21 protein-coding genes are annotated in these 26436 nt (G+C 71.7%); 10 read left to right on the top strand and 11 right to left on the bottom strand.

Annotated elements, in window-relative coordinates; all coding sequences use genetic code 11:
* Positions 1 to 39: 39 nt before the first annotated feature.
* The 3 genes from ABZZ04_RS17805 to ABZZ04_RS17795 form a co-directional block, all read right to left on the bottom strand.
* The gene (locus tag ABZZ04_RS17805) at positions 40 to 699 is read right to left on the bottom strand and encodes a histidine phosphatase family protein (protein WP_356933144.1); all 660 of its coding nucleotides are present in this window, start codon (positions 697 to 699) and stop codon (positions 40 to 42) included.
* Between the two features lie 220 nt (positions 700 to 919).
* A complete protein-coding gene (gene acnA, locus ABZZ04_RS17800; RefSeq protein ID WP_356933143.1) occupies positions 920 to 3637 on the bottom strand; it encodes an aconitate hydratase AcnA in 2718 nt (905 codons plus the stop codon).
* Positions 3638 to 3924: 287 nt separating this feature from the next.
* Complete coding sequence (locus tag ABZZ04_RS17795; RefSeq protein ID WP_356933142.1) at positions 3925 to 4785, bottom strand: maleylpyruvate isomerase N-terminal domain-containing protein; 861 nt, start codon at positions 4783 to 4785, stop codon at positions 3925 to 3927.
* A gap of 130 nt (positions 4786 to 4915) precedes the next feature.
* Between ABZZ04_RS17795 and ABZZ04_RS17790 the strand changes: the two genes are divergently transcribed.
* The 7 genes from ABZZ04_RS17790 (at position 4916) to ABZZ04_RS17760 (ending at position 13551) form a co-directional block, all read left to right on the top strand.
* Positions 4916 to 5521: a hypothetical protein gene (locus ABZZ04_RS17790; protein WP_356933141.1), complete on the top strand. Its 606-nt coding sequence runs from the start codon at positions 4916 to 4918 to the stop codon at positions 5519 to 5521.
* A gap of 103 nt (positions 5522 to 5624) precedes the next feature.
* Positions 5625 to 6248 carry an RraA family protein gene (locus tag ABZZ04_RS17785; protein WP_356933140.1) on the top strand — a complete coding sequence of 208 codons (624 nt, stop codon included), beginning with the start codon at positions 5625 to 5627 and terminating at the stop codon, positions 6246 to 6248.
* A 209-nt stretch (positions 6249 to 6457) separates the two neighbouring features.
* The gene (locus tag ABZZ04_RS17780; RefSeq protein ID WP_266688079.1) at positions 6458 to 7987 is read left to right on the top strand and encodes a UDP-N-acetylglucosamine 1-carboxyvinyltransferase; all 1530 of its coding nucleotides are present in this window, start codon (positions 6458 to 6460) and stop codon (positions 7985 to 7987) included.
* A gap of 427 nt (positions 7988 to 8414) precedes the next feature.
* Positions 8415 to 9827 carry a family 2B encapsulin nanocompartment shell protein gene (locus tag ABZZ04_RS17775; RefSeq protein WP_356933139.1) on the top strand — a complete coding sequence of 471 codons (1413 nt, stop codon included), beginning with the start codon at positions 8415 to 8417 and terminating at the stop codon, positions 9825 to 9827.
* Between the two features lie 101 nt (positions 9828 to 9928).
* Positions 9929 to 11239: a family 2 encapsulin nanocompartment cargo protein terpene cyclase gene (locus tag ABZZ04_RS17770; protein ID WP_356933138.1), complete on the top strand. Its 1311-nt coding sequence runs from the start codon at positions 9929 to 9931 to the stop codon at positions 11237 to 11239.
* A gap of 16 nt (positions 11240 to 11255) precedes the next feature.
* Positions 11256 to 12137, top strand: coding sequence for a geranyl diphosphate 2-C-methyltransferase (locus ABZZ04_RS17765; protein ID WP_356933137.1), 882 nt, complete (start codon positions 11256 to 11258; stop codon positions 12135 to 12137).
* 229 nt (positions 12138 to 12366) lie between these two features.
* Positions 12367 to 13551 (top strand): MFS transporter, encoded by a 1185-nt coding sequence (locus tag ABZZ04_RS17760; RefSeq protein ID WP_356933136.1) that lies wholly within the window; start codon positions 12367 to 12369, stop codon positions 13549 to 13551.
* A gap of 25 nt (positions 13552 to 13576) precedes the next feature.
* Here ABZZ04_RS17760 and ABZZ04_RS17755 read toward each other — a convergent pair whose 3' ends face one another.
* The 8 genes from ABZZ04_RS17755 to ABZZ04_RS17720 form a co-directional block, all read right to left on the bottom strand.
* A complete protein-coding gene (locus ABZZ04_RS17755) occupies positions 13577 to 14479 on the bottom strand; it encodes a LysR family transcriptional regulator (RefSeq protein WP_356933135.1) in 903 nt (300 codons plus the stop codon).
* 242 nt (positions 14480 to 14721) lie between these two features.
* Entirely contained in the window at positions 14722 to 15603 is an 882-nt protein-coding gene (locus tag ABZZ04_RS17750; RefSeq protein ID WP_356933134.1) for a hypothetical protein, read from the bottom strand.
* A gap of 80 nt (positions 15604 to 15683) precedes the next feature.
* Positions 15684 to 16037 carry a monovalent cation/H(+) antiporter subunit G gene (gene mnhG / locus ABZZ04_RS17745; RefSeq protein WP_356933133.1) on the bottom strand — a complete coding sequence of 118 codons (354 nt, stop codon included), beginning with the start codon at positions 16035 to 16037 and terminating at the stop codon, positions 15684 to 15686.
* A complete protein-coding gene (locus tag ABZZ04_RS17740) occupies positions 16034 to 16360 on the bottom strand; it encodes a monovalent cation/H+ antiporter complex subunit F (protein ID WP_356933132.1) in 327 nt (108 codons plus the stop codon). Before ABZZ04_RS17740 ends, mnhG begins: the two co-directional genes overlap by 4 nt.
* Positions 16357 to 16983: a Na+/H+ antiporter subunit E gene (locus ABZZ04_RS17735; protein WP_356933131.1), complete on the bottom strand. Its 627-nt coding sequence runs from the start codon at positions 16981 to 16983 to the stop codon at positions 16357 to 16359. Before ABZZ04_RS17735 ends, ABZZ04_RS17740 begins: the two co-directional genes overlap by 4 nt.
* On the bottom strand, positions 16980 to 18635 hold the full coding sequence (locus tag ABZZ04_RS17730; RefSeq protein ID WP_356933130.1) for a Na+/H+ antiporter subunit D: 1656 nt from the start codon (positions 18633 to 18635) through the stop codon (positions 16980 to 16982). Before ABZZ04_RS17730 ends, ABZZ04_RS17735 begins: the two co-directional genes overlap by 4 nt.
* On the bottom strand, positions 18632 to 19357 hold the full coding sequence (locus ABZZ04_RS17725) for a Na(+)/H(+) antiporter subunit C (protein ID WP_356933129.1): 726 nt from the start codon (positions 19355 to 19357) through the stop codon (positions 18632 to 18634). Before ABZZ04_RS17725 ends, ABZZ04_RS17730 begins: the two co-directional genes overlap by 4 nt.
* Complete coding sequence (locus ABZZ04_RS17720) at positions 19354 to 22326, bottom strand: Na+/H+ antiporter subunit A (protein WP_356933128.1); 2973 nt, start codon at positions 22324 to 22326, stop codon at positions 19354 to 19356. Before ABZZ04_RS17720 ends, ABZZ04_RS17725 begins: the two co-directional genes overlap by 4 nt.
* 368 nt (positions 22327 to 22694) lie before the next feature.
* Between ABZZ04_RS17720 and ABZZ04_RS17715 the strand changes: the two genes are divergently transcribed.
* The 3 genes from ABZZ04_RS17715 to ABZZ04_RS17705 are packed head-to-tail and all read left to right on the top strand — an operon-like array spanning position 22695 to position 26433.
* Complete coding sequence (locus tag ABZZ04_RS17715; protein ID WP_356933127.1) at positions 22695 to 25598, top strand: nitrate- and nitrite sensing domain-containing protein; 2904 nt, start codon at positions 22695 to 22697, stop codon at positions 25596 to 25598.
* Positions 25595 to 26032 (top strand): roadblock/LC7 domain-containing protein, encoded by a 438-nt coding sequence (locus ABZZ04_RS17710; protein WP_148839970.1) that lies wholly within the window; start codon positions 25595 to 25597, stop codon positions 26030 to 26032. The genes ABZZ04_RS17715 and ABZZ04_RS17710 overlap by 4 nt, the downstream gene beginning before the upstream one ends.
* A 44-nt stretch (positions 26033 to 26076) precedes the next feature.
* Positions 26077 to 26433 carry a DUF742 domain-containing protein gene (locus ABZZ04_RS17705; RefSeq protein ID WP_148840468.1) on the top strand — a complete coding sequence of 119 codons (357 nt, stop codon included), beginning with the start codon at positions 26077 to 26079 and terminating at the stop codon, positions 26431 to 26433.
* Positions 26434 to 26436 lie beyond the last annotated feature (3 nt).

Below are 26436 nucleotides of genomic sequence, written 5' to 3'. Positions count from 1 at the left end.
CCGGTGCCCCTTCCCCCGGGGCACCGGCCGCCGGTCCGTTCACAGGACCCGGTCCCGGTCCCGCTCCGGGCTCTCCGGGACGGCCCGGGGGAACAGGCTCTCGGGCAGGGTCACGTTCCACGCCGTGATCACCGGCTGGCCGTGCTCGGTGCCCAGCCGCGAGACGGCCCCCGTGGCGAGCTGGAACAACGTGCCCTCGGCCGGGGTCAGTCCGAGGTAGCGGGCGGTGAGCACCCGCAGGAAGTGGGAGTGGGCGACGAGCGCAACGTCCTCGCCCTCGTCCCGGCCCGCGGCCCCCACGACCTCGGCCAGCACCCGGTCGGCGCGGGCACCCACCTCGGCGGGTGTCTCCCCGGGGTGCGCCTCGGGCCCGGGGGCGACCCCGTCGGTCCACAGGTTCCAGCCGGGGCGGGTGCGGTGGATCTCGTCGGTGGTGATCCCCTCGTAGCCGCCGTAGTCCCACTCGCGCAGTTCCGGCGTGATGCGGGGAGCGGCGAGCCCGGCGAGTTCCGCGGTGCGCCGGGCACGTACCGCGGGGCTGACCAGGGTGAGTGCGATCGGCCGGTCGGCGAGCAGGGGCGCCAGGGCGCGGGCCTGGCGTTCGCCGAGGGGGGTCAGGGGCAGATCGGTGTGACTCGTGTGCTGTCCGGACCGCGACCACTCCGTCTCGCCGTGCCGGATCAGGATCAGCTCGCCCATGATGTTCCCGCTCTCTCCTTCTGTTCCCGTACCGCTGTCGCTGTCGCTGCGTGAACCCGCGGGGCCACGATCGCATTCCCGTACGCCCGAAGGCGGGTGCGGCTCGCCCTCGGGCGTACGGATGGTGACGGGCCGTACGGGTCCGGTGGGCCGGTACGGGAAAGGGCCGCCCCCCTTCGTCGTGCGAAGGGGGGCGGCCCGTCGTCTCCTGCCGGATCGGCTACTTGCGGATCAGGCTGCGGAGCACGTACTGCAGGATGCCGCCGTTGCGGTAGTAGTCCGCCTCACCGGGGGTGTCGATGCGGACGACGCCGTCGAACTCCACACCGGTGTCGGTGGTGACCTTGACGGTGCGCGGCGTGGTGCCGTCGTTCAGCTCGGTCACACCGGCGATGGAGAAGGTCTCCTCACCGGTCAGGCCGAGGGACTCGGCCGTCTGCCCCTCCGGGAACTGGAGCGGGAGGACGCCCATGCCGATGAGGTTCGAGCGGTGGATGCGCTCGTAGGACTCGGCGATGACGGCCTTGACGCCGAGGAGCGCGGTGCCCTTGGCGGCCCAGTCGCGGGACGAGCCGGAGCCGTACTCCTTGCCCGCCAGGATCACCAGCGGGGTGCCGGCGGCCTGGTAGTTCTGCGAGGCGTCGTAGATGAAGGAGACCGGCCCGCCGTCCTGCGTGAAGTCGCGGGTGAAGCCGCCCTCGGTGCCCGGCGCGATCTGGTTGCGCAGGCGGATGTTGGCGAAGGTGCCGCGGATCATGACCTCGTGGTTGCCACGGCGCGAGCCGTAGGAGTTGAAGTCACGGCGCTCGATGCCGTGCTCCGTGAGGTACTTGCCGGCCGGGGTGTCGGCCTTGATGGCACCGGCCGGGGAGATGTGGTCGGTGGTGACCGAGTCGCCGAGCTTGGCCAGGACACGGGCGCCGGCGATGTCCTCGACCGGGGTCGTCTCCATGGTCATGCCCTCGAAGTACGGGGGCTTGCGCACGTAGGTGGACTCGGAGTCCCACTCGAAGGTGTTGCCGGTCGGGATCGGCAGCGCCTGCCACTGGGCGTCGCCCGCGAAGACGTCCTGGTAGGACTTGTTGAACATGTCCTCGCCGATGGCGTTCGCCACGACGTCGTTGACCTCGGCCTCGGTCGGCCAGATGTCCGCGAGGTGGACGGGCTTGCCGTCCTGGTCGACGCCGAGGGCGTCCTTGGTGATGTCGACCTTCATCGAACCGGCGATGGCGTACGCGACGACCAGCGGCGGGGACGCCAGGTAGTTCATCTTGACGTCGGGGTTGATCCGGCCCTCGAAGTTGCGGTTGCCGGAGAGCACCGAGGTCACGGCCAGATCGTGCTCGTTGACCGCCTTGGAGACCTCCTCCGGCAGCGGGCCGGAGTTGCCGATGCAGGTGGTGCAGCCGTAGCCGACGAGGTTGAAGCCGACCTTGTCGAGGTACGGGGTCAGACCCGCCTTGTCGAAGTAGTCGGTGACGACCTTGGAGCCCGGGGCGAGGGTGGTCTTGACCCACGGCTTGCGGGTCAGGCCCTTCTCGACGGCCTTCTTCGCCACGAGCGCCGCGGCGACCATGACATACGGGTTCGAGGTGTTGGTGCAGGAGGTGATCGCGGCGACGGTGACGGCGCCGTGGTCCAGCTCGTACGTCGAACCGTCGGGGGCGGTCACGGTGACCGGGTTGGACGGACCGCCGTTGGGGGTGACGGCCGGGGCGTCGGAGGCCGGGAAGGACTCCTTGCCCGCCTCGTCGACCTCGTCCACGTAGTTGCGCACGTCCTGCGCGAACTGCTGGGCGGCGTCGGCGAGGACGATGCGGTCCTGCGGGCGCTTCGGACCGGCGATCGACGGAACGACCGTGGAGAGGTCCAGCTCCAGCTTCTCGGAGAAGTCGGGCTCGGCGGCCGGGTCGAGCCAGAGGCCCTGCTCCTTGGCGTACGCCTCGACGAGCGCGACCTGCTGGGCGTCGCGGCCGGTCAGACGCAGGTAGTTCAGCGTCTCGTCGTCGATCGGGAAGATCGCGGCGGTGGAGCCGAACTCCGGCGACATGTTGCCGATGGTGGCGCGGTTCGCGAGCGAGGTGGCGGCGACGCCCTCCCCGTAGAACTCGACGAACTTGCCGACGACGCCGTGCTTGCGGAGCATCTCGGTGATGGTCAGCACGAGGTCGGTGGCGGTGGTGCCGGCCGGGAGCTCGCCGGTCAGCTTGAAGCCGACGACGCGCGGGATGAGCATCGAGACCGGCTGGCCGAGCATCGCGGCCTCGGCCTCGATGCCGCCGACGCCCCAGCCCAGCACGCCGAGGCCGTTGACCATGGTGGTGTGCGAGTCGGTGCCGACGAGGGTGTCGGGGTACGCCTGGCCGCCCCGGACCATGACGGTACGGGCCAGGTGCTCGATGTTGACCTGGTGGACGATGCCGGTGCCCGGGGGGACGACCTTGAACTCGTCGAAGGCGGTCTGGCCCCAGCGCAGGAACTGGTAGCGCTCCTTGTTGCGGCCGTACTCCAGCTCGACGTTCTGGCCGAAGGCGTCCTTCGTACCGAACTTGTCGGCGATGACGGAGTGGTCGATGACCAGCTCGGCCGGGGCGAGGGGGTTGATCTTCGCCGGGTCGCCGCCCAGCTCCTTGACGGCCTCGCGCATGGTGGCGAGGTCCACGACGCACGGCACACCGGTGAAGTCCTGCATGATCACGCGGGCCGGCGTGAACTGGATCTCCTGGCTGGGCTGGGCCTGGGAGTCCCAGCCACCGAGGGCCCGGATGTGGTCGGCGGTGATGTTCGCGCCGTCCTCGGTGCGGAGCAGGTTCTCCAGCAGCACCTTCAGGCTGTAGGGGAGGCGCGCGGAGCCCTCGACCTTGTCCAGCTTGAAGATCTCGTACGACTCGTCGCCCACGCGCAGCGTGCTGCGGGCGTCGAAGCTGTTCGCCGACACGACAGTCTCCTTCATCAATGTGCGCGTACTCCGCGCCGCGCCTCTCTTACGGCGGGCGCCGCGTGGTGCCGCCTACGGCCCCGGCCATCCGCTAAGGTAAGGCTTGGTTAGGTAACCCTTACCAACTGGCTGACGCGTGCGCCTTCGGCATATATCTCGATGTCGAGATAACTCTAGTACATCACCGTGGCGCGGTCATGCCCGGCCGTGCCCCCGGCGCCCGCCTGCGGCCATGTGGGTCATGAACCGGGTCCGGCCCGCACCGCCCGGCGGCCCCGCCCGCCGGATCAGGGGGTGGCGACGAGTTCGCCGAGTCGCATGGCGAGCCACGGCCTGCGGCCGCCGGCCAGCATCCGGCCGCTCGCGATCGCCCTCCAGATCGGCGTGCGCCGGAAGGAGACCAGCAGGAACGCGACCGGCGCCGCCGTGATCCGGCAGTCGTAGGCGCGCGGCGGGGCGTCGCGGGTCACCGTCATCGCCCCGTCCTCGACGACGACCGCCAGTCGCGGCCCGCCCTTGATCCGGAGGTCGAACGCGATGCCGACGCCCCGCGCCCTCTCCTCGTCCAGGGCCAGCGCCATCATCGTCGGCATCGACTGACCGATCACCAGGGCCGCCTCGTCCGGGCCGATCGACCACGGGAGTCCGGCGCCGCGCGCGACGTCCAGGCCGTGCACCAGGCTCTCACTGAGCAGCAGCCCGGTCATCGTCGCCAACGAGATCGTCGTCCCCTCCCCGTACCAGGGAACGGCGACGGGGGTGTCCGGGGCGAGGCCCCCGGTGATCCGCAGGAACTCCTCGCCCCGCTCGGCGACGACATCGCCGGGGCGGGCGCCCTCCTCGCCGCCGAAGAGGTCGATGGACCTGGCGTTCACGGCCGCGATCCGCTCGCCGAACGACACCTCCCCCGACGGCAGCAGGCCGGCCCACTCCACGGCCCCGTCGGCGGAGACCAAGGAGCAGTACCCGAGGTACACGGCTGCGAGGTGCGCGCCGACGTCGCCCACCGTCCACACCGGGACACCGGAGGCCGCGCCCGCGTCGGGGACGTCGCGCAACAGCCGGACCAGCCGCGGGATCACCGCGCCCAGTGCGGCGCGGGCCCTCTCGTGCTCGGTGACGGGATCGAACCTCGTGACGGTGCCCATACCACTCCCCCATGCTGCGGACGGGCCCGCAGATTACCGCCGGGTAGGGCCGCCGCGACAGTGTCCGCGCGGCCCCGGTGCGGGAGGTGGTCACCGGTGCGCCGGACCGGCGGGGGCTAACCTCCGTGCGATGGGAGTATGCATCGAGGTACTGATCGTGGACTGGGAACGGCTGGGAACCGTCCCGGCGGACAAGCAGTCCGGCCTCCTCCGGGACGCCTTCGACGACGACGATCCCACCTGGGGCCCACCCTTCCCCGCAAGATGGGTCCGGCCGAGGGAGGAGGCCGCCGACTGGTGCCTCGGATACGAATTCCACGGCACGCTCGGCTCCTACAAACCCCACTTCTGGGCGGGCGAACGGTGGGAGGACGTCCGCGACCACGCCGCCCCCGGTCTGCGCACCACCCTGGACCACTACCTGTCGGCGCTGTTCTGGGGCGGCCTTCCGTTCATGGACGGCGGCGACGGCGAGGAGGAGCCCGAGCCGGAATGCCCCTGGAACGTACGGACGTTGATGTGGTCAGCGCCGGAGGAGGTGCCGGGGCTCAAGCGACTCTGGGACCGGGCCGCGCCCGAACTCGACACGCTGCGGGAGCCGTTCGCGAAGCACGCGGCGTCCCCGGGAAGCTGGATCGCGGACTTCGACGAGTTCGCCATGCTGCTGAGGAACTGGGGCGAGGTCATGACCGAGGCCGATCGGCGCGGCTGGGGCGTCCTCGGCCTCTACTGCTGAACACCCGTCACCCGAAGGCCCGTTGCTCACGGGAAAACGCCTCCGCACAAGCACGAACGGCCGAATCACCGAATGACCGACCGACGAAGGAGAGACCGGAAACGTGAATGACGTCAGTGGGTTCAAGGACATCTCGCCGACCACCCTCGCCGACCTCCTGGGACGCGAACAGGTCATGGACATCGGCATCCGCCCGTTGTGGTCCCCGATGCCGCGCGTCGCCGGACCCGCGTTCACCGTGCGGTGCCCGCCGGGCGACAACCTCATGCTCCACGCGGCCATCCACCGCGCGGAGCCCGGCTCCGTCATCGTCGTCGAGTCGGGCGACGTGGACCACGCACTGGCCGGCGGGAACGTCTGCGCCGTCGCCCGGCGCCGGGGGATCGCGGCGTTCGTGGCCGACGGGGTGATCCGCGACCTCGCCGAGGTGCGCGAGATGGGATTCCCCGTCTTCGCCAGGGGCGTCATCCCCATCCCCGGCACGAAGAAGGCAGTCGGGCCGCTGGGCGGACCGGTGCGGTGCGGCGGCGTGCCGGTGAACGCCGGTGACATCGTGGTGGCCGACGAGGAGGGCATCGTGGTCACACCCCGGGAGCGGCGGGAGCAGGTGCTCGCCGACGCCCGGAAGAAGGCGGACAAGGAGGCCGGCGAGTCCCTCGACGCGTGGGAGGCCGCGCATCGCGCCCGCATCGACGACATCCTGCGCGCGAACGGCTTCGAGGGCTGACGGCGGGAAACCCCACCCCCGCCCCGGACGGACGCGCATCGCGTGCCGTCGGGGCGGCCCGCGGGAACCATGGAACGCGCGGTGAGCGCCGGGCCCGTACCACCCGTACGGGCCCGGAAGCGCGACCGCCACGCGGTCGTGCGCACCCGTTCACCCGAACGGCACACCCCGGCGCATGGCTCATCTCATATCTGAGATAACCTTTCGCCATGTCAGACGATTACCTCGTACGCATCGGCAAGCTCATCCGTGACGCCCGTCAGCACCGGGGCTGGACACAGAGTCAGCTCGCCGAGGCGCTCGCCACCAGCCAGAGCGCCGTGAACCGCATCGAGCGCGGCAACCAGAACATCAGCCTTGAGATGATCGCGCGCATCGGTGAGGCGCTCGACAGCGAGATCGTGTCGCTCGGCTACGCCGGGCCCATGCACCTGCGGGTGGTCGGCGGGCGCCGGCTCTCGGGCTCCATCGACGTCAAGACGAGCAAGAACGCGTGCGTGGCACTGCTCTGCGCCTCGCTGCTCAACAAGGGCCGCACGGTGCTGCGCCGGGTGGCCCGGATCGAGGAGGTCTACCGCCTCCTGGAGGTGCTCAACTCCATCGGCGTGCGCACCCGGTGGATCAACGAGGGAACCGATCTGGAGATCGTCCCGCCGGCCCGGCTCGACATGGACGCCATCGACGCGGACGCCGCGCGCCGGACCCGTTCCATCATCATGTTCCTCGGCCCGCTGCTGCACCGCATGGACCGGTTCAAGCTCCCGTACGCGGGCGGCTGCGACCTCGGCACGCGGACCATCGAGCCGCACATGATCGCGCTGCGCCGCTTCGGCCTGGAGATCGCCGCGACCGAGGGCATCTACCACGCCCAGGTCGACCACTCGGTCACCCCCGGCCGCCCCATCGTCCTGACCGAGCGCGGCGACACCGTGACCGAGAACGCGCTGCTGGCCGCCGCCCGGCACGACGGCACCACCGTCATCCGCAACGCCTCCTCCAACTACATGGTCCAGGACCTCTGCTTCTTCCTGGAGGCGCTCGGCATACGCGTGGACGGCATCGGCACGACCACACTGACCGTGCACGGCGTCCCGCACATCGATGTGGACGTCGACTACTCCCCCTCCGAGGACCCGGTCGAGGCGATGAGCCTCCTCGCCGCCGCCGTGGTGACGGAGTCCGAGCTGACGATCCGCCGGGTGCCGATCGAGTTCCTGGAGATCGAGCTCGCGGTGCTGGAGGAGATGGGCGTCGACTGCGACCGCACGACGGAGTACGCCGCCGACAACGGCCGCACCCGCCTGGTCGACCTCACGGTCCGGCCCTCCAAGCTGGAGGCGCCGATCGACAAGATCCACCCCATGCCGTTCCCCGGGCTCAACATCGACAACGTGCCCTTCTTCGCGGCGATCGCCGCCTCGGCCCACGGCCAGACCCTCATCCACGACTGGGTCTACGACAACCGGGCCATCTACCTCACCGACCTGAACCGCCTCGGCGGCAGGCTCCAACTCCTCGACCCGCACCGGGTGCTGGTCGAGGGCCCGACCCGCTGGCGCGCCGCCGAGATGATGTGCCCGCCCGCCCTGCGCCCCGCGGTGGTGGTGCTGCTCGCCATGATGGCGGCGGAGGGCACGTCCGTCCTGCGCAACGTGTACGTCATCAACCGGGGTTACGAGGAGCTGGCGGAGCGGCTCAACTCGGTGGGCGCGCAGATCGAGATCTTCCGCGACATCTGAGCCGCGGACACCACCGTCACACCCTCTTCACCACGAGTGCCGTCGCGCCCTTCCCTGCCCCGCATGAATGCCGGGCGGGGAAGGGCGCGGCGGCATTTCCGTTGCGCCTTCGGGGAGTTGGGCCGGGAGGGATCAGGTCTTCCGGCCGCTCGGGGGCGTCACTACCGCATCACTGGATGCCAAATCGGCCACCTGCCGGACGCATCGCCGATTGCGGCTGAATCACGTCGGTCCTCGGGCAAACATGCGCGTGGGAACGATCAGCGTATCGAGTTAACGTCGACAGCTTTTCTTGCTCCGGAAAGCGAAGCGGCCACTAGGGTTCCCATGGATCTGGACGGATTCCCGTCACATACACCTTTCCTCCCCTGTTGCCCGATGACGTCCGCATACGCGTGTCGCCGCCCTCCCAAGGAGCGCTTGCCCGATGACTGTTGACTCGAGCCCGGAAGTACGACCGGAGCTGCCCCGGCAATCCAGCCTGGGCACGGCGGCCGCCCGCAATCTGGCCACCACGACCAAATCGGCCCCGCAGATGCAGGAGATCACCTCCCGCTGGCTGCTGCGGATGCTCCCCTGGGTGGAGGCCCGGGGCGGGGCCTACCGGGTGAACCGCCGCCTGTCCTACACCGTCGGCGACGGGAGTGTGGAGTTCGTCCAGGACGGCGCCAACGTCAGGGTGATCCCCCGCGAGCTCGGCGAACTGGCCATGCTGCGCGGCTTCGACGACCTGGAGGTGCTGACCGCGCTCGCCGGGCGCTGCGTCCAGCAGGACTTCCGGGCGGGCGAGACGCTGGTCGAGCACGGGACGCCCGCGGACAAGCTCCACCTGATCGCCCACGGCCGCGTCAACCAGACCGCCGTCGGCAACTACGGTGACGAGGTCGCGCTGGAGGTGCTCGCCGACGGCGACCGGTTCGGCGAGCACGCCCTCCTGGACGGGGACGGCCGGTGGGACCGCACCGTCACCGCCGAGACCTCGGGCACGCTGCTCACGTTGTCACGCGCCGACTTCGCGGCCGTGCTGTCCACGGCGCCGGCCCTCCGGTCCCACGTCGAGGAGTTCTCCTCGCTCTCCGACCGGCGGCAGAACCACCGCGGCGAGGCAGAGATCGCGATGTCGGCCGGTCACGTCGGGGAGCACGAACTGCCCGGTGCGTTCGTCGACTACGAACTGCACCCGCGCGAGTACGAACTCTCGGTCGCCCAGACCGTTCTGCGGGTCCACACGAGGGTCGCCGACCTCTACAACGAGCCGATGAACCAGACCAAGGAACAACTCCGGCTCACCATCGAGGCGTTGCGCGAACGCCAGGAGCACGAGCTGATCAACAACCGGGAGTTCGGTCTGCTCCACAACGCCGACTTCAAGCAGCGCATCCAGACGCACTCCGGGCCGCCGACCCCGGACGACCTGGACGAGCTGCTCTGCCGGCGCCGCGGTTCCAAGTTCTTCCTCGCGCACCCCCGGACGATCGCGGCGATCGGACGCGAGTTCAACGCGCGCGGGCTCTACCCCGACCACGCCGATCTCGGGGGCCAGCAGGTCCCTGCCTGGCGCGGGGTGCCGATCCTCCCCTGCAACAAGATCCCCATCACGCCGGAGAAGACCAGCTCGATTCTGGTCATGCGTACCGGCGAGGACGACCAGGGCGTCGTCGGTCTGCACCAGACCGGGCTGCCGGACGAGTACGAGCCGGGTCTGTCGGTCCGCTTCATGGGCATCGACGAGAAGGCGATCATCTCCTACCTCGTCAGCACCTACTACTCCGCCGCGATCCTCGTGCCGGACGCGGTCGGTGTGCTGGAGAACGTGCAGATCGCCCGCTGGCCCAAGTAACGGCCCCGGCCCGGAGGGCAGCGCGACACCCCGGCCCCTCCGGGGAGGTCGCGCATGCCCGAGGGCCCCCGGGACAGCCGCCCACCCACCGAGGAGCATGGATGCCCGTGCCCGAACTGCCACCGCCGCAGTCGAGCCTGCCCGAGGCCGCTTCCCGCTTCGGGACGCACGTACTGGCCGCCGCCGCGGCCCGCGCCCGCGATGTCGGGGCCGTCTTCGGCGGCCCGCCCTCCGCACCTTCCCTGCCCGCCCCGCCCGCGCCTTCCGTATCCGCCCCGCCCGCTCCCGGCGTCCCGGCGGCACCGGCATCTGCGCCGACCACCGACCTGGACCGGATCCTGCGCGGCCCCAACGGGCTGGGCACGGCGGGCCTGCGCCTGGTCCCGCGGGAGGAACCGCCGACGCCTCCGCTCCCCTCCGCGGGAGCGACGGAGGGCGTGCCGGTCCCGGGCCTCTACCACCACCCGGTGCCCGAGCCCGACCCGGTGCGGGTCGAGGAGGTCAGCCGGAGGATCAAGGCCTGGGCGCTGGACGAGGTCTCCCTGTACCCCGAGGAGTGGGAGGAGCAGTTCGACGGCTTCTCCGTGGGCCGCTACATGGTCGGCTGCCACCCGGACGCGCCCACCGTCGACCACCTGATGCTCGCCACGCGCCTGATGGTGGCCGAGAACGCGGTGGACGACTGCTACTGCGAGGACCACGGGGGCTCGCCCGTCGGCCTCGGTGAACGTCTTCTGCTGGCGCACACCGCCCTCGACCCCCTGTACACGACGAAGGAGTACCAGCCGCAGTGGGCCGAGTCGCTCCACTCGGACGCTCCCCGGCGTGCCTACCGCTCCGCCATGGAGTACTTCGTCCGCGCGGCCAGCCCCTCCCAGGCGGACCGGTTCCGGCACGACATGGCCCGGTTGCACATGGGGTACCTCGCCGAGGCGGCCTGGGCCCAGCTGGGGCACGTCCCGGAGGTGTGGGAGTACCTGGCGATGCGTCAGTTCAACAACTTCCGCCCCTGCCCGACCATCACCGACACCGTCGGCGGCTACGAACTGCCGGCGGACCTGCATGCCCAGGCCGCCATGCAGAAGGTCATCGCCCTCGCGGGAAACGCGACGACCATCGTGAACGACCTGTACTCGTACACCAAGGAGCTCGACGCTCCCGGGCAGCACCTGAACCTGCCCGTCGTGATCGCCGAGCGCGAGGGCCTCTCCGAGAGGGACGCCTATCTGAAGTCGGTCGAGGTCCACAACGACCTGATGCACGACTTCGAGACCGAGGCCGCGGCCCTGGCCGCCGCCTGCCCCGTCCCGAACGTGCAGCGCTTCCTGCGGGGCGTGGCCGCGTGGGTCGACGGCAACCACAACTGGCACCAGTCCAACACCTATCGCTACAGCCTGCCCGATTTCTGGTAAAAGAATGGATTCATCCGTGCCCAACACCGAGCTCACCGCCACCGCCGCATCCCCGCTCATCCCTCACCCGGCGACGCCCTACCAGGGGGACATCGCCCGCTACTGGGACGGGGAGGCCAGGCCCGTGAACCTGCGTCTCGGCGCTGTCGACGGCCTCTACCACCACCACTACGGCATCGGTGAGGTCGACCACGCCTCGCTCGGCGACCCCGAGGACAGCGAGCGCGAGAAGAAGCTGATCACCGAGCTCCACCGACTGGAGTCGGCGCAGGCCGAGTTCCTCCTGGGGCAGCTCGGCCACATCGGGCGCGACGACACCCTGGTGGACGCCGGCTGCGGCCGCGGCGGCACGATGGTGATGGCGCACCAGCGCTTCGGGTGCAAGGTCGAAGGCGTCACGCTGTCGGCCAAGCAGGCCGACTTCGCCAACGGCCGTGCCCGTGAGCTCGGCTTCGAGGACCACGTCCGCGCCCGCGTCTGCAACATGCTCGCCACGCCCTTCGAGACCGGATCGGCCGCGGCCTCGTGGAACAACGAGTCGAGCATGTACGTCGACCTGCACGACCTCTTCGCCGAGCACTCCCGCGTCCTCTCGGTCGGCGGTCGCTACGTGACCATCACCGGCTGCTGGAACCCGCGGTACGGCCAGCCCTCGAAGTGGGTCTCGCAGATCAACGCACACTTCGAGTGCAACATCCACTCGCGCCGTGAGTACCTGCGCGCCATGGCCGACAACCGCCTCGTGCCGCAGGCCGTCATCGACCTCACCCCCGACACCCTGCCCTACTGGGAGCTGCGGGCCACGTCCTCGCTGGTCACGGGGATCGAGGACGCGTTCATCAACTCCTACAGGGACGGTTCCTTCCAGTACCTCCTGATCGCCGCCGACCGCGTCTGATCCGACCTCCTGCCGACCGGACGCAGGAGTCCGGTGTCCCGACACCGGGGTCCACGAGGGCTCCCCTCCGCAGGCCGAACCCCTGCGGAGGGGAGCCCTCGGCGGTTCCGCCCGGCACCGTCCGGCCCCGGTGCGATCCCGGCGTGACCTGCGACGATTACCCGCGCTAATCGTCGCTTTCGCAGAACGTCATTGTTCGCCCGGCACACGGCGAAGTTGCATGAGCGGCATGGAAACATCCACGCCCGTTCCGAGCGGCGACAAGGCCGGAACCCGTTCCCTCCTCCCGGTCGTCGCGATCGCGTTGTGCACCTTCCTCGTGGTGAGTTCCGAGATGATGCCGGTGGGAGTGCTGACCCCCCTGGCCGGGTCGCTCGGCATCAGCGAGGGCGTCGCAGGGCTGTCCCTGACCATCACCGGGCTCGTCGCGGCCGTGGTCGCCACCGTGGCGCCGGTGCTGGTCGGGCGTGCCGACCGGCGCGGTGTGCTGGTCCTGTTCATGTGCGTGCTCACGGCCGCGAACGCGCTGACGGCGCTGGCCCCGGATTTCCTCGTCCTGGCCGGGGCCCGGGTTCTGCTGGGGGTGTCGATGGGGATGGTGTGGGGTCTGGCGGCCGGTCTGGGGCCGCGGTTGGCCGGGCCGGGGCGTGCCGCCCTCGCGACGACGCTGATCTTCTCCGGTGTGTCGATCGCCTCCGTGCTGGGAGTGCCGCTGGGGACCTTCGTCGCGGATTCGTTCGGGTGGCGATCGGCGTTCTGGGCGCTGAGTGCGGCCGGGGCCCTCGCGAGCGTTCTGCTGGTGGTCGTGCTGCCGCCCGTGCCGGTGACCGGGCGGGGGCGTCCGGGGGCCGGGTTCGGGGTCCTGCGGAACCCCGGTGTGTCGGCGGGGATCGCGGTCTCCGTGCTCGTCGTGCTCGGGCATTTCGCCGGCTACACCTACGTCCGGCCCTTCCTGGAGTCGGCGGCTGGGCTGAGCCCGGCGCTGGTCGCGGCGGCGCTGCTCGCCTACGGAGTGGCGGGCGTCGTCGGCAACTTCGTCGTCGGGCCGCTCGCCGGGAAGTCGGCCCGTGCCGCCGTCATGGTGGCGGTCGGCGGTGTCGTGGCCGCGACGTCCGCCCTGGCGTTCGGCGGGGGTGGCGCGGCGCTGTCGACGTCGGTGCTGCTCGTCGTGTGGGGGCTCGGGTACGGCGGTGTCTCCGTCTCGACGCAGACCTGGACGGCCGCCGCCGACCCGGAACACGTCGAGGCCTCCTCGGCGCTGTGGGCGGGGGCGTTCAACGCGAGCATCGCGGTCGGCGCGGTCGTGGGAGGGGCGGTGATCGACGGTGCCGGGGAAACGGCGGTCATGCGGGTCGCGGCGTTCGGCGCCCTCTGTGCGTTCGTCGTCGCTGTCGTGGCACGTCCTCGCCGGTGAACTCGGCACTGCCGGGGGGCCGTTGTCAGGCCGCGCGTGTCCTGATGTCCAGTTCCCCGGCGAACCGCGCGATCAGCGGATGCTTCGCGTCGTGGCGGGTCAGCGCGACCAGCGAGGTGTCGGGCAGCGACGGGGCGGGGACGAAGCGCACGTCCGGGCGTGAGAAGTAGGCCGCGCCCGCCCGGCACAGCAGCACCCCGTGCCGGTTGCCCGCGACGAGCGACAGCGCCTCCTGGAGTGTGGTCGCGGTGGCGCTGTAGTGCAGTTCGTACCCGTCCTCCGTGCGGCGCGGGGCGTTCGCCTCGCGCCAGTACGCCGGTGCCCCCGGTGCGGGGGCCACCATGCCCACGCCTGCGAGATCGGCCGAGGTGACACGCTCCTTCGCGGCGAGCGGGTGTGCGCGGGAGACCGCCAGGTACTGCGGCTGGCGCGAGAACTCGACCAGGTGCCGGAAGTCGTGTTCCGTACTGGGGGCGAGGACGACGGCCACATCGACGGTGCCGTTGCCCAACCCTGTGAACGGGTCCGCCCACGGCAGTTCGACCAGGCGCGTGAGTTCCGCGGGGAGCGCCGCGACCGTCCGGCCCAACGACTCGTACACCGCGCCCTGGAAACCGATCCGCAGCGGGCGTTCCGGGGAGAGGGCCATGGCCTGCGCGTCGGCGAACCCCTGTCGCAGGCGGTCGATCGCGGGCGTCGTCCCGGCGGCCAGCGCCGCGCCCACTGCGGTCAGCGCGACGCGCCTGCTCGTGCGCTCGAACAGCGCCCCGCCGACCCGCCCCTCCAGCCGTTTGATCATCTGCGAGACGCGTCCCTGGGAGACCCCGAGGCGCTCGGCGGTGCGGCCGAAATGGAGCTCCCCGGCCAGCACCGAGAAACACTCGAGCTCCCGCAGGGGCAGGTCCGGCAGTGGTGGGGAGGTCGTCACGGGCCGCAGGGACGGGCGGGGGCCGGACGTGCCGCGGCGATCGTTCCCGGCTGCCCGGTCCGGGGCTCGGGGCGCCGCGGCGTCCGGCGTCTGCGCACGGGTCCTGTGCCCCACGGCCCCTCCCTCTCCCGGTGTCCCCAACGTATTCGGCGTACGCGGCACACGCCAAACGGCGTGCTGGACAGGGCCGGTGCACGGGCCGGGCTCACGGCCCGGAGCGGTCGGTCGGCGCGGGACTCGGTTCAGTGGCCGATGTCGCGGGCGAGGTCCAGGCCGAGGACGCGGTCGAGGTGGGCGAAGGTCTCGAACCTGGCGCCCGGGGGGATGTCGGGACGGTCGACGAGGGAGGTGAGCAGGTCGAGGACGGCGGCGGTGTCGAGGTTCTCGGTGAGTGCCGCGTACGACTGGCGCAGCAGGTCGGCGGGGATCGGTTTGGAGGGGTGTCGTGCCCAGTCGGCCACCTGTCCGCGCCACCCGCGCAGGGTCCGGCGGGCCTCGGCGAGGGCGGGGCCGGTGATCGTGAGGGGTTCGGTGTGCGGGTGGCCGAGGAGCAGCAGGCGTACGGCCAGGGGGTCGGCGGTGTCCGACGGGTCGGGGGCGCCCAGGAGTTCCCGGGTGGAGGCGCCCTGCTCCGGCGGGGCCGTGCCGACCCGGCCCACCTCGATCCGGACCCCGGTCGCGAGGCCGCCGTCGTCGCCGTCGTCGTCCGGCGGGAGTACGCACACGTCGGCGGGGCCGCCGAGTGCCGCGTCCGGGCGGTGCGGGGCGACGGCGGTCGGGGGGTGGATGCCGAGCACCGCCATGATCCGGTCCAGCGCTCCGGTCCGGTCGGGCGTCAGTTCCCCGGTGGTGAGGACCGTGACGACCTGGAGGCCGTTCAGCTCCGCGGTGCGTGCCAGGACGTCGCCCACCAGGAGCACGCGCAGGTGCCACGGGCCGATGCCGGTGCCGCTGCCGGTGTCCTCCGTCGTGCCGGTGCCGGTGCCGGTGCCGGTGTCCTCCGTCGTGCCGGTGCCGGTGCCGGTGTCGAGGGGTGGCAGGTGGACGCTGCTGCGCAGCAGGCGGCGCGGGGCGGCGGGGACGTCCACGAGGTGGCCGGTGCGGGTGTCGGTGATACGCAGCATGGTGCGGAGGCTAGTCGCGGGGGCCTCCCGGGTGGGGGATCCCGTGCGGGGGTGGTCAAAAGCAGTGGTCGGTTCCGGGGTCACTCCTCCTCGGTCAACTGCTCGTCCAGTTCGTCGAAGAGCAGCTCGCCGTGGTCGATCTGGCCGGTCCGGTAGGCGGACCGGGCCACCAGGTGGGCGGCCACGGGGCCGGTCATCAGCTGGAAGAAGCCGATCAGGCCGAGGGTCGCCAGGTCCATTCCGCTGCGCAGGCGCAGGGCGACCCCGGCGAGGGTCAGGAGCATGCCGAGGGTCTGCGGTTTGGTGGCGGCGTGGCTGCGGGAGAGGACGTCGGGGAGGCGGAGCATGCCGATCACACCGAGCAGGCAGACGGCCGCGCCGACCAGGACCAGTGCGGCGCCGGCCATGTCGAGCACCTGGAGCCAGACGTTCATCGGGACTCCCCCTCGCCGCCGTCGTCCGGGGTCCGGCGCGGCGGCCGGTCGCGGACGGCGATGAAGCGGGCGATGCCGACCGATCCCGTGAACCCGAGGAAGGCCAGCACCAGCATGATCGGGAAGTAGAACGAGTCGCGCGCGAAGGCCGACTTGGCGGCCAGGCCCGCGATGATGAGGGCGGCGCACACGTCCAGCGAGATCGCCCGGTCCAGCATGGACGGGCCCAGCCAGATCCGGGCGAGCAGTCCCGCCCCGGCGACGACGATCAGTACGACGGACGCGGTGAGCAGCGCCCGTTCGACGGTCTCCGGCGTGCTCATGCCCCGGCCCCCCTGTCGGACGTGACCGGTGGCGGCGGCTCGGCCACCCGGGCGATCTCGTCGGCGGTGCCGAAGGCCCGTACCGTCAGCGCCTCCAGGCGCCACACCGAGCGCCGGGCCGCGTCGAGCACGGCGGGCCGGTCCGCGTCGAGGACGTGCAGGAAGACGGTGGCCGTGGCGCGGCGCACCTCGACGACCGATCCGCCGGGGACGTTCGACACGGCGACGGCGGTGGCCGCGAGCATCAGGTCGGAGCGGCAGCGCAGCGGTACGGCGATGACGGCGGCCCGGTGCGGATGGTCGACGAAGATCTGCCGGGTGACGCGTACGCCCGAGGTGTACATGTCGTAGAGCAGATAACCGGCGAGCATCAGGATGCCCCAGGGGTGCAGGCGGAGTCCGAGGTCGACCCGGGGCAGCGGGAAGGCCAGGCAGACGGCCACCGCGACGACCACGCCGGTCAGCAGGTTGGCCCAGTTGAGGCTGGACCAGAGGAACATCCAGATGAAGGTGAGCCAGGCGATCAGCGGGAGGTCGAGCACGCGTCGTCGGCGCCCGACGAACTCGCAGCTGAAGGGCGGCAGGTCCTTGTTCCGGAAGGAGAGCTTGATCAGGCGCTTCACCGGCCGAGCACCGCCTGTGTGTAGGGCGTCCGCGCGATGAGTTCGGCGGCGGCGCGGTCGGTGTAGGAGGTCAGCGGTCCGGCGAACACGGTGAAGGCGAGGCCGAGTGCGACGGCCGCCGCGGTCGCCCCGGTCATCGGCCGCGGCAGTTTCGTCGTGGTGGTGACGGCGTGGCCGTGCAGGGTGGCCGTGACCGCCCGTCCGGCGGGCTGGTGGCGGGGGCGCACCGGTTCGTCGCCGGTGCCGGGCATGCGGTCGGGGCCCTCGTCGGTGTCGGTGTCGTCCTCGTCGGAGTCGGACTCCAGGACGGTGCCGTACGCGGCCTGTCCGGGCGGCGCGGCCCGCCAGAACGCCAGGTTCCAGACCTTGGCCATCACGTAGAGGGTGAGGAGGCTGGTCACCGCCGACCCGGCGACGAGGGTCCACGCCCAGAAACCGCCGTCGGCGACCCCGGCCCGCATCAGCCCGAGCTTGCCGATGAAGCCGGACAGCGGTGGGATGCCGGCCAGGTTCATGGCGGGCACGAAGAACAGCGTGGCGAGCAGCGGGGCCGCCTTGGCGAGGCCGCCGATCCGGGTGAGTTCGGTGGTGCCGCCCCGGCGTTCGATCAGCCCCGCCACCAGGAAGAGGGTGGTCTGGACGGTGATGTGGTGGGCGACGTAGACGATCGCACCGCCGTACGCGTCCCGGGTGGCGAGGCCGATACCGAAGACCATGTAGCCGATGTGGCTGATGAGGGTGAAGGAGAGCAGCCGTTTCAGGTCGGTCTGGGCCACGGCTCCGAGGATGCCGACGACCATCGAGGCGAGCGCGGCGGCCATCAGCAGGTCGCCGAGCCGGTTGCCGGGGAAGAGCAGCGTCTCCGTGCGGAGCATGCAGTAGACGCCGACCTTGGTGAGCAGGCCCGCGAAGACCGCGGTGACCGGGGCGGGTGCGGTCGGGTAGGAGTCGGGGAGCCAGGCGGCGAGCGGGAAGACGGCGGCCTTGACCGCGAAGACGGTGAGCAGCATCGCCTGGATCAGGGTCTGCACCCCGAGCGGCAGTTCGCCGAGCCGTTCGGCCAGTTGTGCGAAGTTGGCGGTGCCGGCCGCCGCGTACGTCATGGCGATGGCGGTGAGGAACAGCATCGACGAGAACAGCGAGATGATCACGTAGGTGGAGCCGGCCCGGACCCGGGGGCCGGTGCCTCCGAGGGTGAGCAGGACGAAGCTGGCGACCAGCATGATCTCGAAGCCGACGTAGAGGTTGACCAGGTCGCCGGCGAGGAAGGTGCAGGAGACCCCGGCGACCAGGATCAGGTACGCGGGGTGGAAGACCGCGACGGGGGTCTCCTCGTCGCGGTCGGCCATGCCCTGGCCGAGGGAGTAGACCAGCACGCAGAGCGTGACGGCGGAGGACACCGTCAGCATCAGCCCGGAGAGCCGGTCGGCGACCAGGGTGATGCCGAGCGGCGGCGCGAAGTCGCCGAGGTCGACGGTGAGCGGGCCGCGGATGTCGGCGACGATCATCAGGGTGACGGAGAGTCCGAGCACGGCACCGAGCACGGCGACGCTGATGAGGCGCTGGATCTGTTTGAGTCTGGTGCCGAAGGCGAGGCTGAGGCCGGTCGCGCAGAGCGGCAGCAGCACCGGCAGGGGGACGAGTGCGTTCATCCGGTGGCTCCTGGATCGGCGTCGTCGGGGCGGGGGTCTTGCGGACGGTGCCCCCGCGGGTCGTCCTCGGGGCGCGGGCCGCCCTCGGAGCGGGGGTCCCCCGGCGGGCCGTTCCCGGTTCGCCGGTCCTCCGCGTCGGTGTCCTCCGTGCGCGGCCGCTGTCGCGCGTAGTCCTCGGGGTCCGCGCCCAGTACGTCGTGCCAGAGGTCGCCGGCGGCGTACCGGCCGCGTGCCTGCAGGGCCCGGTCGGCGCGCAGCCGGGCCCTCAGCCTGCGGCGTTCCTCGCGGTAGCGGGCGCGCTGCTCGTCCGTGACGTCGTCGGCGGCCCGGTACCGCTCGCGCAGTTCGTCGCGCTCCCCCAGTACCTCGGCGCGCAGTGCGATGCGCCGGTCCTCCAGGTCGTCGTGGACCTCGTCCGTGCCGGTCAACTGGTGGCCGCGGTACGCCATGGCGAGGAGGAACGCCGTGGTGGCGAGGGTGATGACGATCGCGGTGAGCGCGATGGCCTGCGGCAGCGGGTCGGTGACCAGCCCCAGCGGGACGCCGTAGAGGAGCGGTTCCTCGCCGGCCGAACCGGTGGCGGCGAGGACCAGCAGGTTGATGCCGTTGCCCGCGATCACCGCGCCGAGCAGGATGCGGGTGAGCGGCCTGGTGAGCATGAGGATGCCGCCGACCGCGCAGAGCACCACGGCGGTGGCCAGGAGCGAGACGCTGACCGTCATTCGGTGACGCCTCCCGTCCCGGGGGCTGCTCCCGGCGTCGTTCCCGGGGCTGTCCCGGGGAGGGTTCCCGGCGGTGCGCCGGTGCCGGCCGCCGCGGTCCTCGCGGCCGCCTTCTCGATCACCGCCCGCTCGATCTGCCGGTCGATCTTGGCGCCGAGCGCCCGCACGATGTCCAGCACCACGCCCAGGACCAGCAGGTAGACCCCGAAGTCGAAGAGGACCGGCGTGCCGATGTGGTACTCGCCGATCAGGGGCAGCCGGCCGTGGTGGGTCCAGGCGTGCAGGACCGTTCCGTCGGCGAGGCCGAGCAGGGCGACCCCGGTGGAGACGAACAGTCCGAGGCCGGTGAAGAGACCGGGCTGGAGCGGTGCGGCCTCGGCGAGTTCGAAGCGTCCGCCCGCCAGGTAACGGGTGATCAGCGCGAGTCCGGCGACGAGTCCGGCGACGAAGCCCCCGCCCGGCATGTTCTCGGCGCAGAACAGCAGGTACACCGAGAGCACCAGGACCGGGTGGAACAGCAGCCGGGCCACGACCTCGAAGACGATGGAGCGGTGTTCGGGCGCCAGCGTCGAACCGGCCGCGAGCCAGCCGCGTTCCGGTGCCCCCTCGTCGCCGTGCGGAAGCCCTGTCAGGCCGGGGGACGTCACCGACCAGGCGGTCCGTCCCCGGATCTCCTCGCGCGGCGGTTCCTCGGTGCGGCGGTGCAGGTAGATCAGGCTCGTCACCCCGATCGCCGCCGCGGCGAGGACGGCGGACTCCCCCATCGTGTCCCAGGCGCGCAGGTCGACCAGGATGGTGGCGACGACGTCCTTGAGCCCGTGGTGGGAGACCTCCTCGACCATGGCCGCGCCCGCCGGGTCCGCCGTACGGGCCGCCGCCGCGACCCACACCACCACGCCGAGCGTCGCCGCCGCGGCCAGGGCCACCGGGATGCGCACCGCGCGCCGCCAGGTGCTGACCGACTCCTGGAAGTGCACCGGCATCCGCCGCAGCACCAGCACGAACACGATCATCGACACGGTCTCGACGCAGAACTGGGTGAGCGCCAGGTCGGGTCCGCCCTGGACGACGAAGAGCAGCGCCGCTCCGTATCCGGTCAGCCCGGCCAGCACCACCGCCTTCATCCGGCGGCTGACGGTGAGGCACAGGAGCGCGGCCGCGCAGGTCAGCGCGGCGACGGCGCCCTGAAGGGGGACGTCCCAGAGCCGCGGGGCCGCGGCCCCGTGCCACGGCCGGTCCACGCCGAGGACGGTGAGCTGGCCGGCCAGCATCACGAGCAGGGTGGTGGCGAGGTAGACGGAGAGCGAGCCGCGCTGGACGAAGCCGGTGAGCTGGAGCGAGAACCGTTCCAGGCCGAGCAGCAGATGTCCGAAGACGCTGTCGGCGGTCGGCCAGGCGATCCGGCGGGAGATCCGGGTCACGGTGGTGCGGCCCATGAAGAGCACCGCGCCGCCCGCCGTGGCGACGGCGGAGAGCAGCAGGGCGGGCCCGAAGCCGTGCCAGAGCGCGAGGTGGTACGGGTACGGGGACGGCGGGAACGCGTCCGCGTACGCGCTCAGCAGCCGGTCGGTCCATTCGACGCCCGGTCCCAGCACCAGCCCGCAGAGCGCGAGCAGCGCGGGCGGCGCGAGGAAGGCCGGGCCCACCCGGTGCACCGGGGTGTCCTCGACGCCGGGCTTGCGGGCGAAGGCTCCCCAGACGAACCGCACGGTGTACGCGACGGTCAGGGCCGAGCCGGCGACGGTGAGGCCCAGCGCCCAGTGGTCGGCGGTGGAGCCGTGCAGCAGTGCCTCGAACGCGGCTTCCTTGGCGGCGAATCCGAGCAGCGGCGGCAGCGCCGCCATGGACGCGGCGGCAAGCACCGCGACCGCGCAGACGTGCGGCAGCGCCCGGCCGACGCCGGAGAGTCTGCGCAGGTCGCGGGTGCCGGCCGCGTGGTCGACGATGCCGGTGACGAGGAACAGCGGGGCCTTGAAGCAGGCGTGGCCCAGGATCATGGCGGCCGCGGCCAGTGCCGTGTCCCGGGTGCCGGCCCCGGCGAGCAGGGTGAGGAAGCCGAGCTGGCTGACGGTGCCGTAGGCGAGGACCAGTTTGAGGTCGTTCAGGCGCAGTGCCCGCCAGCCGCCGAGCAGCATGGTCGCGGCGCCGAGGACGATCACGACGGGCCGCCAGACCGGCACGTCGGCGAAGGCGGGCGCGAGCCGGGCGACCAGGTACACCCCGGCCTTCACCATCGCGGCGGCGTGCAGATAGGCGCTGACGGGCGTCGGTGCGGCCATGGCGTTGGGCAGCCAGAGGCTGAACGGCCAGATCGCCGACTTCGACAGGGCCCCGCACAGGATCAGCAGCACCGCGATCGAGACGGCGGGGCCCGTCGGGGGCGGGTCGGCGAGGATGGCCGAGATGCGGTACGTGCCCGCCGTCCGGCCCAGGAGCAGGAAGCCGACGAACATCGCGAGGCCGCCGAGCGTGGTGACGGTGAGCGCCTGGAGCGCGGAACGGCGGCTGTGCTTCTGCTCGCTGTCGTATCCGATCAGCAGGTACGAGAAGACCGTGGTCAGCTCCCAGAACACGTAGAGCGAGATCAGGTCGTCGGCGAGGACGAGGGCGAGCATGGTCCCCGCGAACGCGAGCAGGTTCCCGGCGAATCCGGCAAGTTGCGGGGTACGGCCGGTGAAGTACGAGGCGCAGTAGAGCAGGACGAGCGTGCCGATCCCGGCCGCGAGCAGCACCATCAGTTCGGCGAGCGCGTCGAGCCTGAGTTCGACGGTGACGTCGTAGGCGGGCATCCACGGCCACGACCAGGTGACGGAGCCGCCGGACGCGGTGGTGTTCCACTGCGTGGCCGCCCACACGGTGGTGGCGGCCGGGGGCAGCGCGAGGATGACGAAGGCACGGCTGCCCAGCGCCCGCACCAGTGGGCGCGCGCAGGCGGCCAGGACGAAGTGGCAGACGATGAGCGCGGTCATGCGGTGCCGGTGGGCGTCCCGCGCCCGCTCCGGGCGGACGTCCGGGGCCTGAACGATGCATTACGGGCAAAGAGCACCGAATACAGATATATCCCTGACCGCTCTTCACCCGTACGGCGCGCCGCACCCGGTGCGGCGCAGTGGGTCCGTCACCCCGGGCGCAACCCCGGAATCGGCCGCTCCTCCACCGCCGTCGAGGGCCGGAATGACGCGACACATACCCCCTGCCGCTATACGAACCCTTGTGAAACGGGCGACTTCAGGGCTCGGTGATGAAGCTGTGCACGATCGGTGATGCACACGTGAGCCCGCTTTCTGTTCGTTTTTTCACTGTGACTAATATCTTTCCGTCCAGATTCTCAACGGATTTGACCAGTCATGAGGCTGGCACCATCGTCAAGGAGCACGCCCTGCGCACGCGCGCCTCACGGCGGACCGGATCGACCCCCATGTCGTTGCGGACAGCCCTGCTCGTACTGGCCATCGTTCCCGGCGTCGCACTGGCCGCCCTCTGGGCCGTCACCAGCGGCCAGACCCTGCTGGACTTCCAGCGCCAGGCCGCCCAGGGACAACTGGCCCAGAAGGCCGGCCAGCCGTCCAACATCGTGTACTACAACCTGCAGGAGGAGCGTCGACTCAGCGCCGAGGCGCTCGCCCGGCACAAGGGCGCCACCGAGGCACTCCAGCGGCAGCGCAAGCTGACCGACAAGGCGGTCGAGAGCTTCCGTTCGCTCTCCGACGTGGCCACCGACGACGCCCCCTCCGAGGTCCGCGACGCGGTCGCCGGGGCCCGCGAGGCGATCGACCAGCTGCCCACCCAGCGCACCCTCGTCGACGAGGGCGGCAAGGAGCAGCAGAAGGCCGTCTACGGCTACTACACGGACCTGATCGCGGTCGACCTCCAGCTCTTCGCGGCCCTCAGCCACGTCGACAACGGCCGGATCACCACGCTCTCGCAGCCGCTGGTCGACCTGTTCTGGACCAAGGAGATGATCTCCCGTTCGGACGCCCTGCTGGCGCGCGGCTGGGCCGACAAGAAGCTGAGCACCGAGAACCTGCGGCTGGTCCGGGAGGCCGTCTCCGGCCAGGAACTCCAGTACTCCACCAAGGTCGTCCCCATGCTCCCCGCGGACGAGAGGGCCATGTGGCAGGAGATCGTCCGCAGCGACGCCTGGAAGGCCAAGACCCGGGTGGAGAACGAGGTGCTGCGCCCGGCCGAGGCCGACGCGGACGGGTTCGTCGCCCTGGAGGCCCGGGAGGAGACCTGGCGCGGGGCCATCGACGAACTCGACCCGCAGATCGAGAAGCTGCTGGAGCACCGCACCGCCCTCCTGGTCGAGGAGGGCAAGGGCAGTGTCATGTCGCTGCTGCTCCGGATGGTGCTGATCACCGTCATCGGTCTGCTGGCCGTGGTCGCGGTCATCTGGACCACCTGGCGTCTCACCCGTAACCTCCGTCGCCGGATCGGGCATCTGCAGGAGCGGGCCGAGGAGCTGGAGAAGGCCCTGCCGGAGGTCGTCGAACGGCTCGCGCGGGGCGAGCGGATCGACGTCGAGGCCGAGGCCCGCGCCATCGAGCGCGACGGCGAGAACGCCGGCGACGACGAGCTGACCCGGCTCGGCGACGCCCTCAACCTGGCCCGCACCAGCGCGCTGTCCGCAGCCGTCAAGCAGGCCGACCAGCACCGCGGCTTCGAGCGCCTGCTCCAGCGCATCGCCCGCCGCACCCAGCAGTTGATCGGCCAGCAGCTGAAGAAGCTGGACGAGCTGGAGCGCAAGCACGAGGACCCCGAGGTGCTCAACGGCCTCTTCGACCTCGACCACCTCACCGCCCGACTGCGGCGGTACGAGGAGAACCTGGTGATCCTCTCGGGCGGTTCGCCGCACCGGCGCTGGCGCAAGCCGGTCCCGCTGCTGGACGTGATGCGTTCCGCGCAGGGCGAGGTGCAGGACTACCGGCGCGTGGTGCTGGACATCGACGGCAGCCCCTGGCTGTCGGAGCGCGCCGTCGGCCCGGTCTCCCACGTGCTGGCCGAGCTGATCGAGAACGCGCTCAGCTTCTCCCGGCCGCCGAGCCCGGTCGAGGTCAGGGCCGCCAAGGTGATCCGGGGTCTGGCCATCGAGGTCGAGGACCGCGGCCTCGGGATGGACGAGGAGCAACTGGCGGCGGCCAACGAGCTGATGGTCCGGCCGCCGCGCATGGACGTGCTCGCCCACGCCGACGACATCCGCCTCGGCCTGTACGTGATCGCGCGCCTCGCCGACCAGCACGGTCTGCGGGTGGAGTTCCGCTCCTCGGCGTACGGCGGCACCCGCGTGGTCGTACTCGTGCCCGACGAGCTCACCGTCCCCGAACCGCGGACCGGCCCGGTCGGTGTGCCGTCCCCCGCGCCCGCCACGCCCGCCCCGGCCGCCGCTCCCCCGGCCCCGGCCCCCGCTCCCGACGGCGCGCTGCCCACCCGTGTACAGGGCCAGGCCCTGGCCGGAGTCACCGCGCTGAACGCCGCGGGCGCGCCCTACGCCGCCGCGGAGCAGCAGCCGTACCCGGCGGACCCGGCCCCGTTCCCCGGCCCGGAGCAGTCGTACGCCGCACCGGGGAACCCGGTCGCGGGTCCGGAACAGCCGTACGCCGCGCCGGAGGCCGCCGAGCCGGATCGGAGCGCCTCCCACGGGATGCCGGAGAGCCCCTACACCGCACCGGCCGCGCCGTACCCCGCGCACGAGGACCCGTACGGGCAGGCCGAGCGGCCGTACATGACGGCGGCGGGGCAGTACCCCGTGGACCAGCCTCCGTACCCGGCGCCCGAGCAGCCGTACCCGGTTCCCCAGCAGCCGTACGCCGCGCCGTATCCCACCGGTGCCGGGGACGGCGCGTCCCTCCCGGGCCCCGGCCCGCAGGCCGCCCGGCCCGCGCAGCTGCCGGTCTCCGTGCCCGACCACCCGGCCCCGCCGGAGCCGGAGGCCGTCCACCGGGAGGACGGGGCCGACCGGTCCGCGCTCCCCTCGCCCGGAGCGGAACCCCCGTTGCCGCGCCGGGTGCGCCAGGCCAGCCTGGCCGACGAACTGCGGATCGCGCCGGCTGCCCGGCCCACCGCATCCGACCTGCCGGGACGGCAGGAGAACCCGCCGTCGCGACCGGCGGCACCGCGTCGGGCCGGAGCCGCGATCGGGGCGTTCCAGCGCCGGTCCCGCGCCGCCCGCGCCACCGAAGAGGCGTCCACGCAGCCCGCACCGCCCGCCATCCCCCTTCCCACGAGAGAAGAACGGCCATGACACGCACAACCGCCACTCACCAGGACCTCGACTGGCTGCTCGACGGACTGGTGGACTCGGTGGCCGAGACCCTGAACGCAGTCCTGCTCTCCGACGACGGCCTGGTGGTCAGTCACTCGCGCACCATCGAACGCCCCGACGCCGAGCGGCTGGCCGCGATCTGCACCGGCCAGCAGAGCCTGGCCCGCGGTGTCGGCCAGCTCTTCAACGGCGGCAGCGTGCACCAGGTGATCGTCGAGCTGAACGAGCTCTGGCTCTTCATCATCTCGGCCGGTCAGGGCACCCACCTGGCCGTGATCGCCTCCCAGGAGGTGGACGCCGAGATCATGTCGCTCGCCATGCACAACCTCGTGCAGCAGGTCGGCCAGAAGCTCAGCACCCCGGCCCGCAGCGAGTTCGACGCCTTCGGTACCGGGGGCGGGCAGCTCGCGTGACCCCGTACTGGGAGGAGGAGGACGCGGAGGACGGTGCGGGCACGATGGTGCGCCCGTACACCATCACCCGGGGCCGGACCGCTCCCGAGCGGGACGACTTCAGCCTCATCACCGTGCTCACGACCGTCCAGGACCCCCGGGACGAGCGCGGTGCGCCGGTCCTGCCGGGGCGGCTCCAGCCGGAGCACCGGATGATCCTGGAACGCTGCCGCCGCCCGTCCGCGGTCGCCGAGGTCTCGTCCGACCTCGGCCTCCCGGTGTCGGTGACCAAGATCCTGCTGGCCGACCTCGTCGCCCAGGGCCTGCTGCTGGCCCGCGCCCCGCTCTCGGTGGCGCGGGCGGCCGGCGGGGCCGACATGGGCCTGCTCGCCGCCGTTCGTGACGGACTCCGGAGACTCTGAACC

The organism is Streptomyces sp. NPDC006435, from assembly GCF_040612315.1.
Taxonomy (GTDB): domain Bacteria; phylum Actinomycetota; class Actinomycetes; order Streptomycetales; family Streptomycetaceae; genus Streptomyces.
The sequence above is the reverse complement of the archived record's forward strand: the minus strand, read 5'-3'. Positions and strand labels throughout refer to the sequence as shown.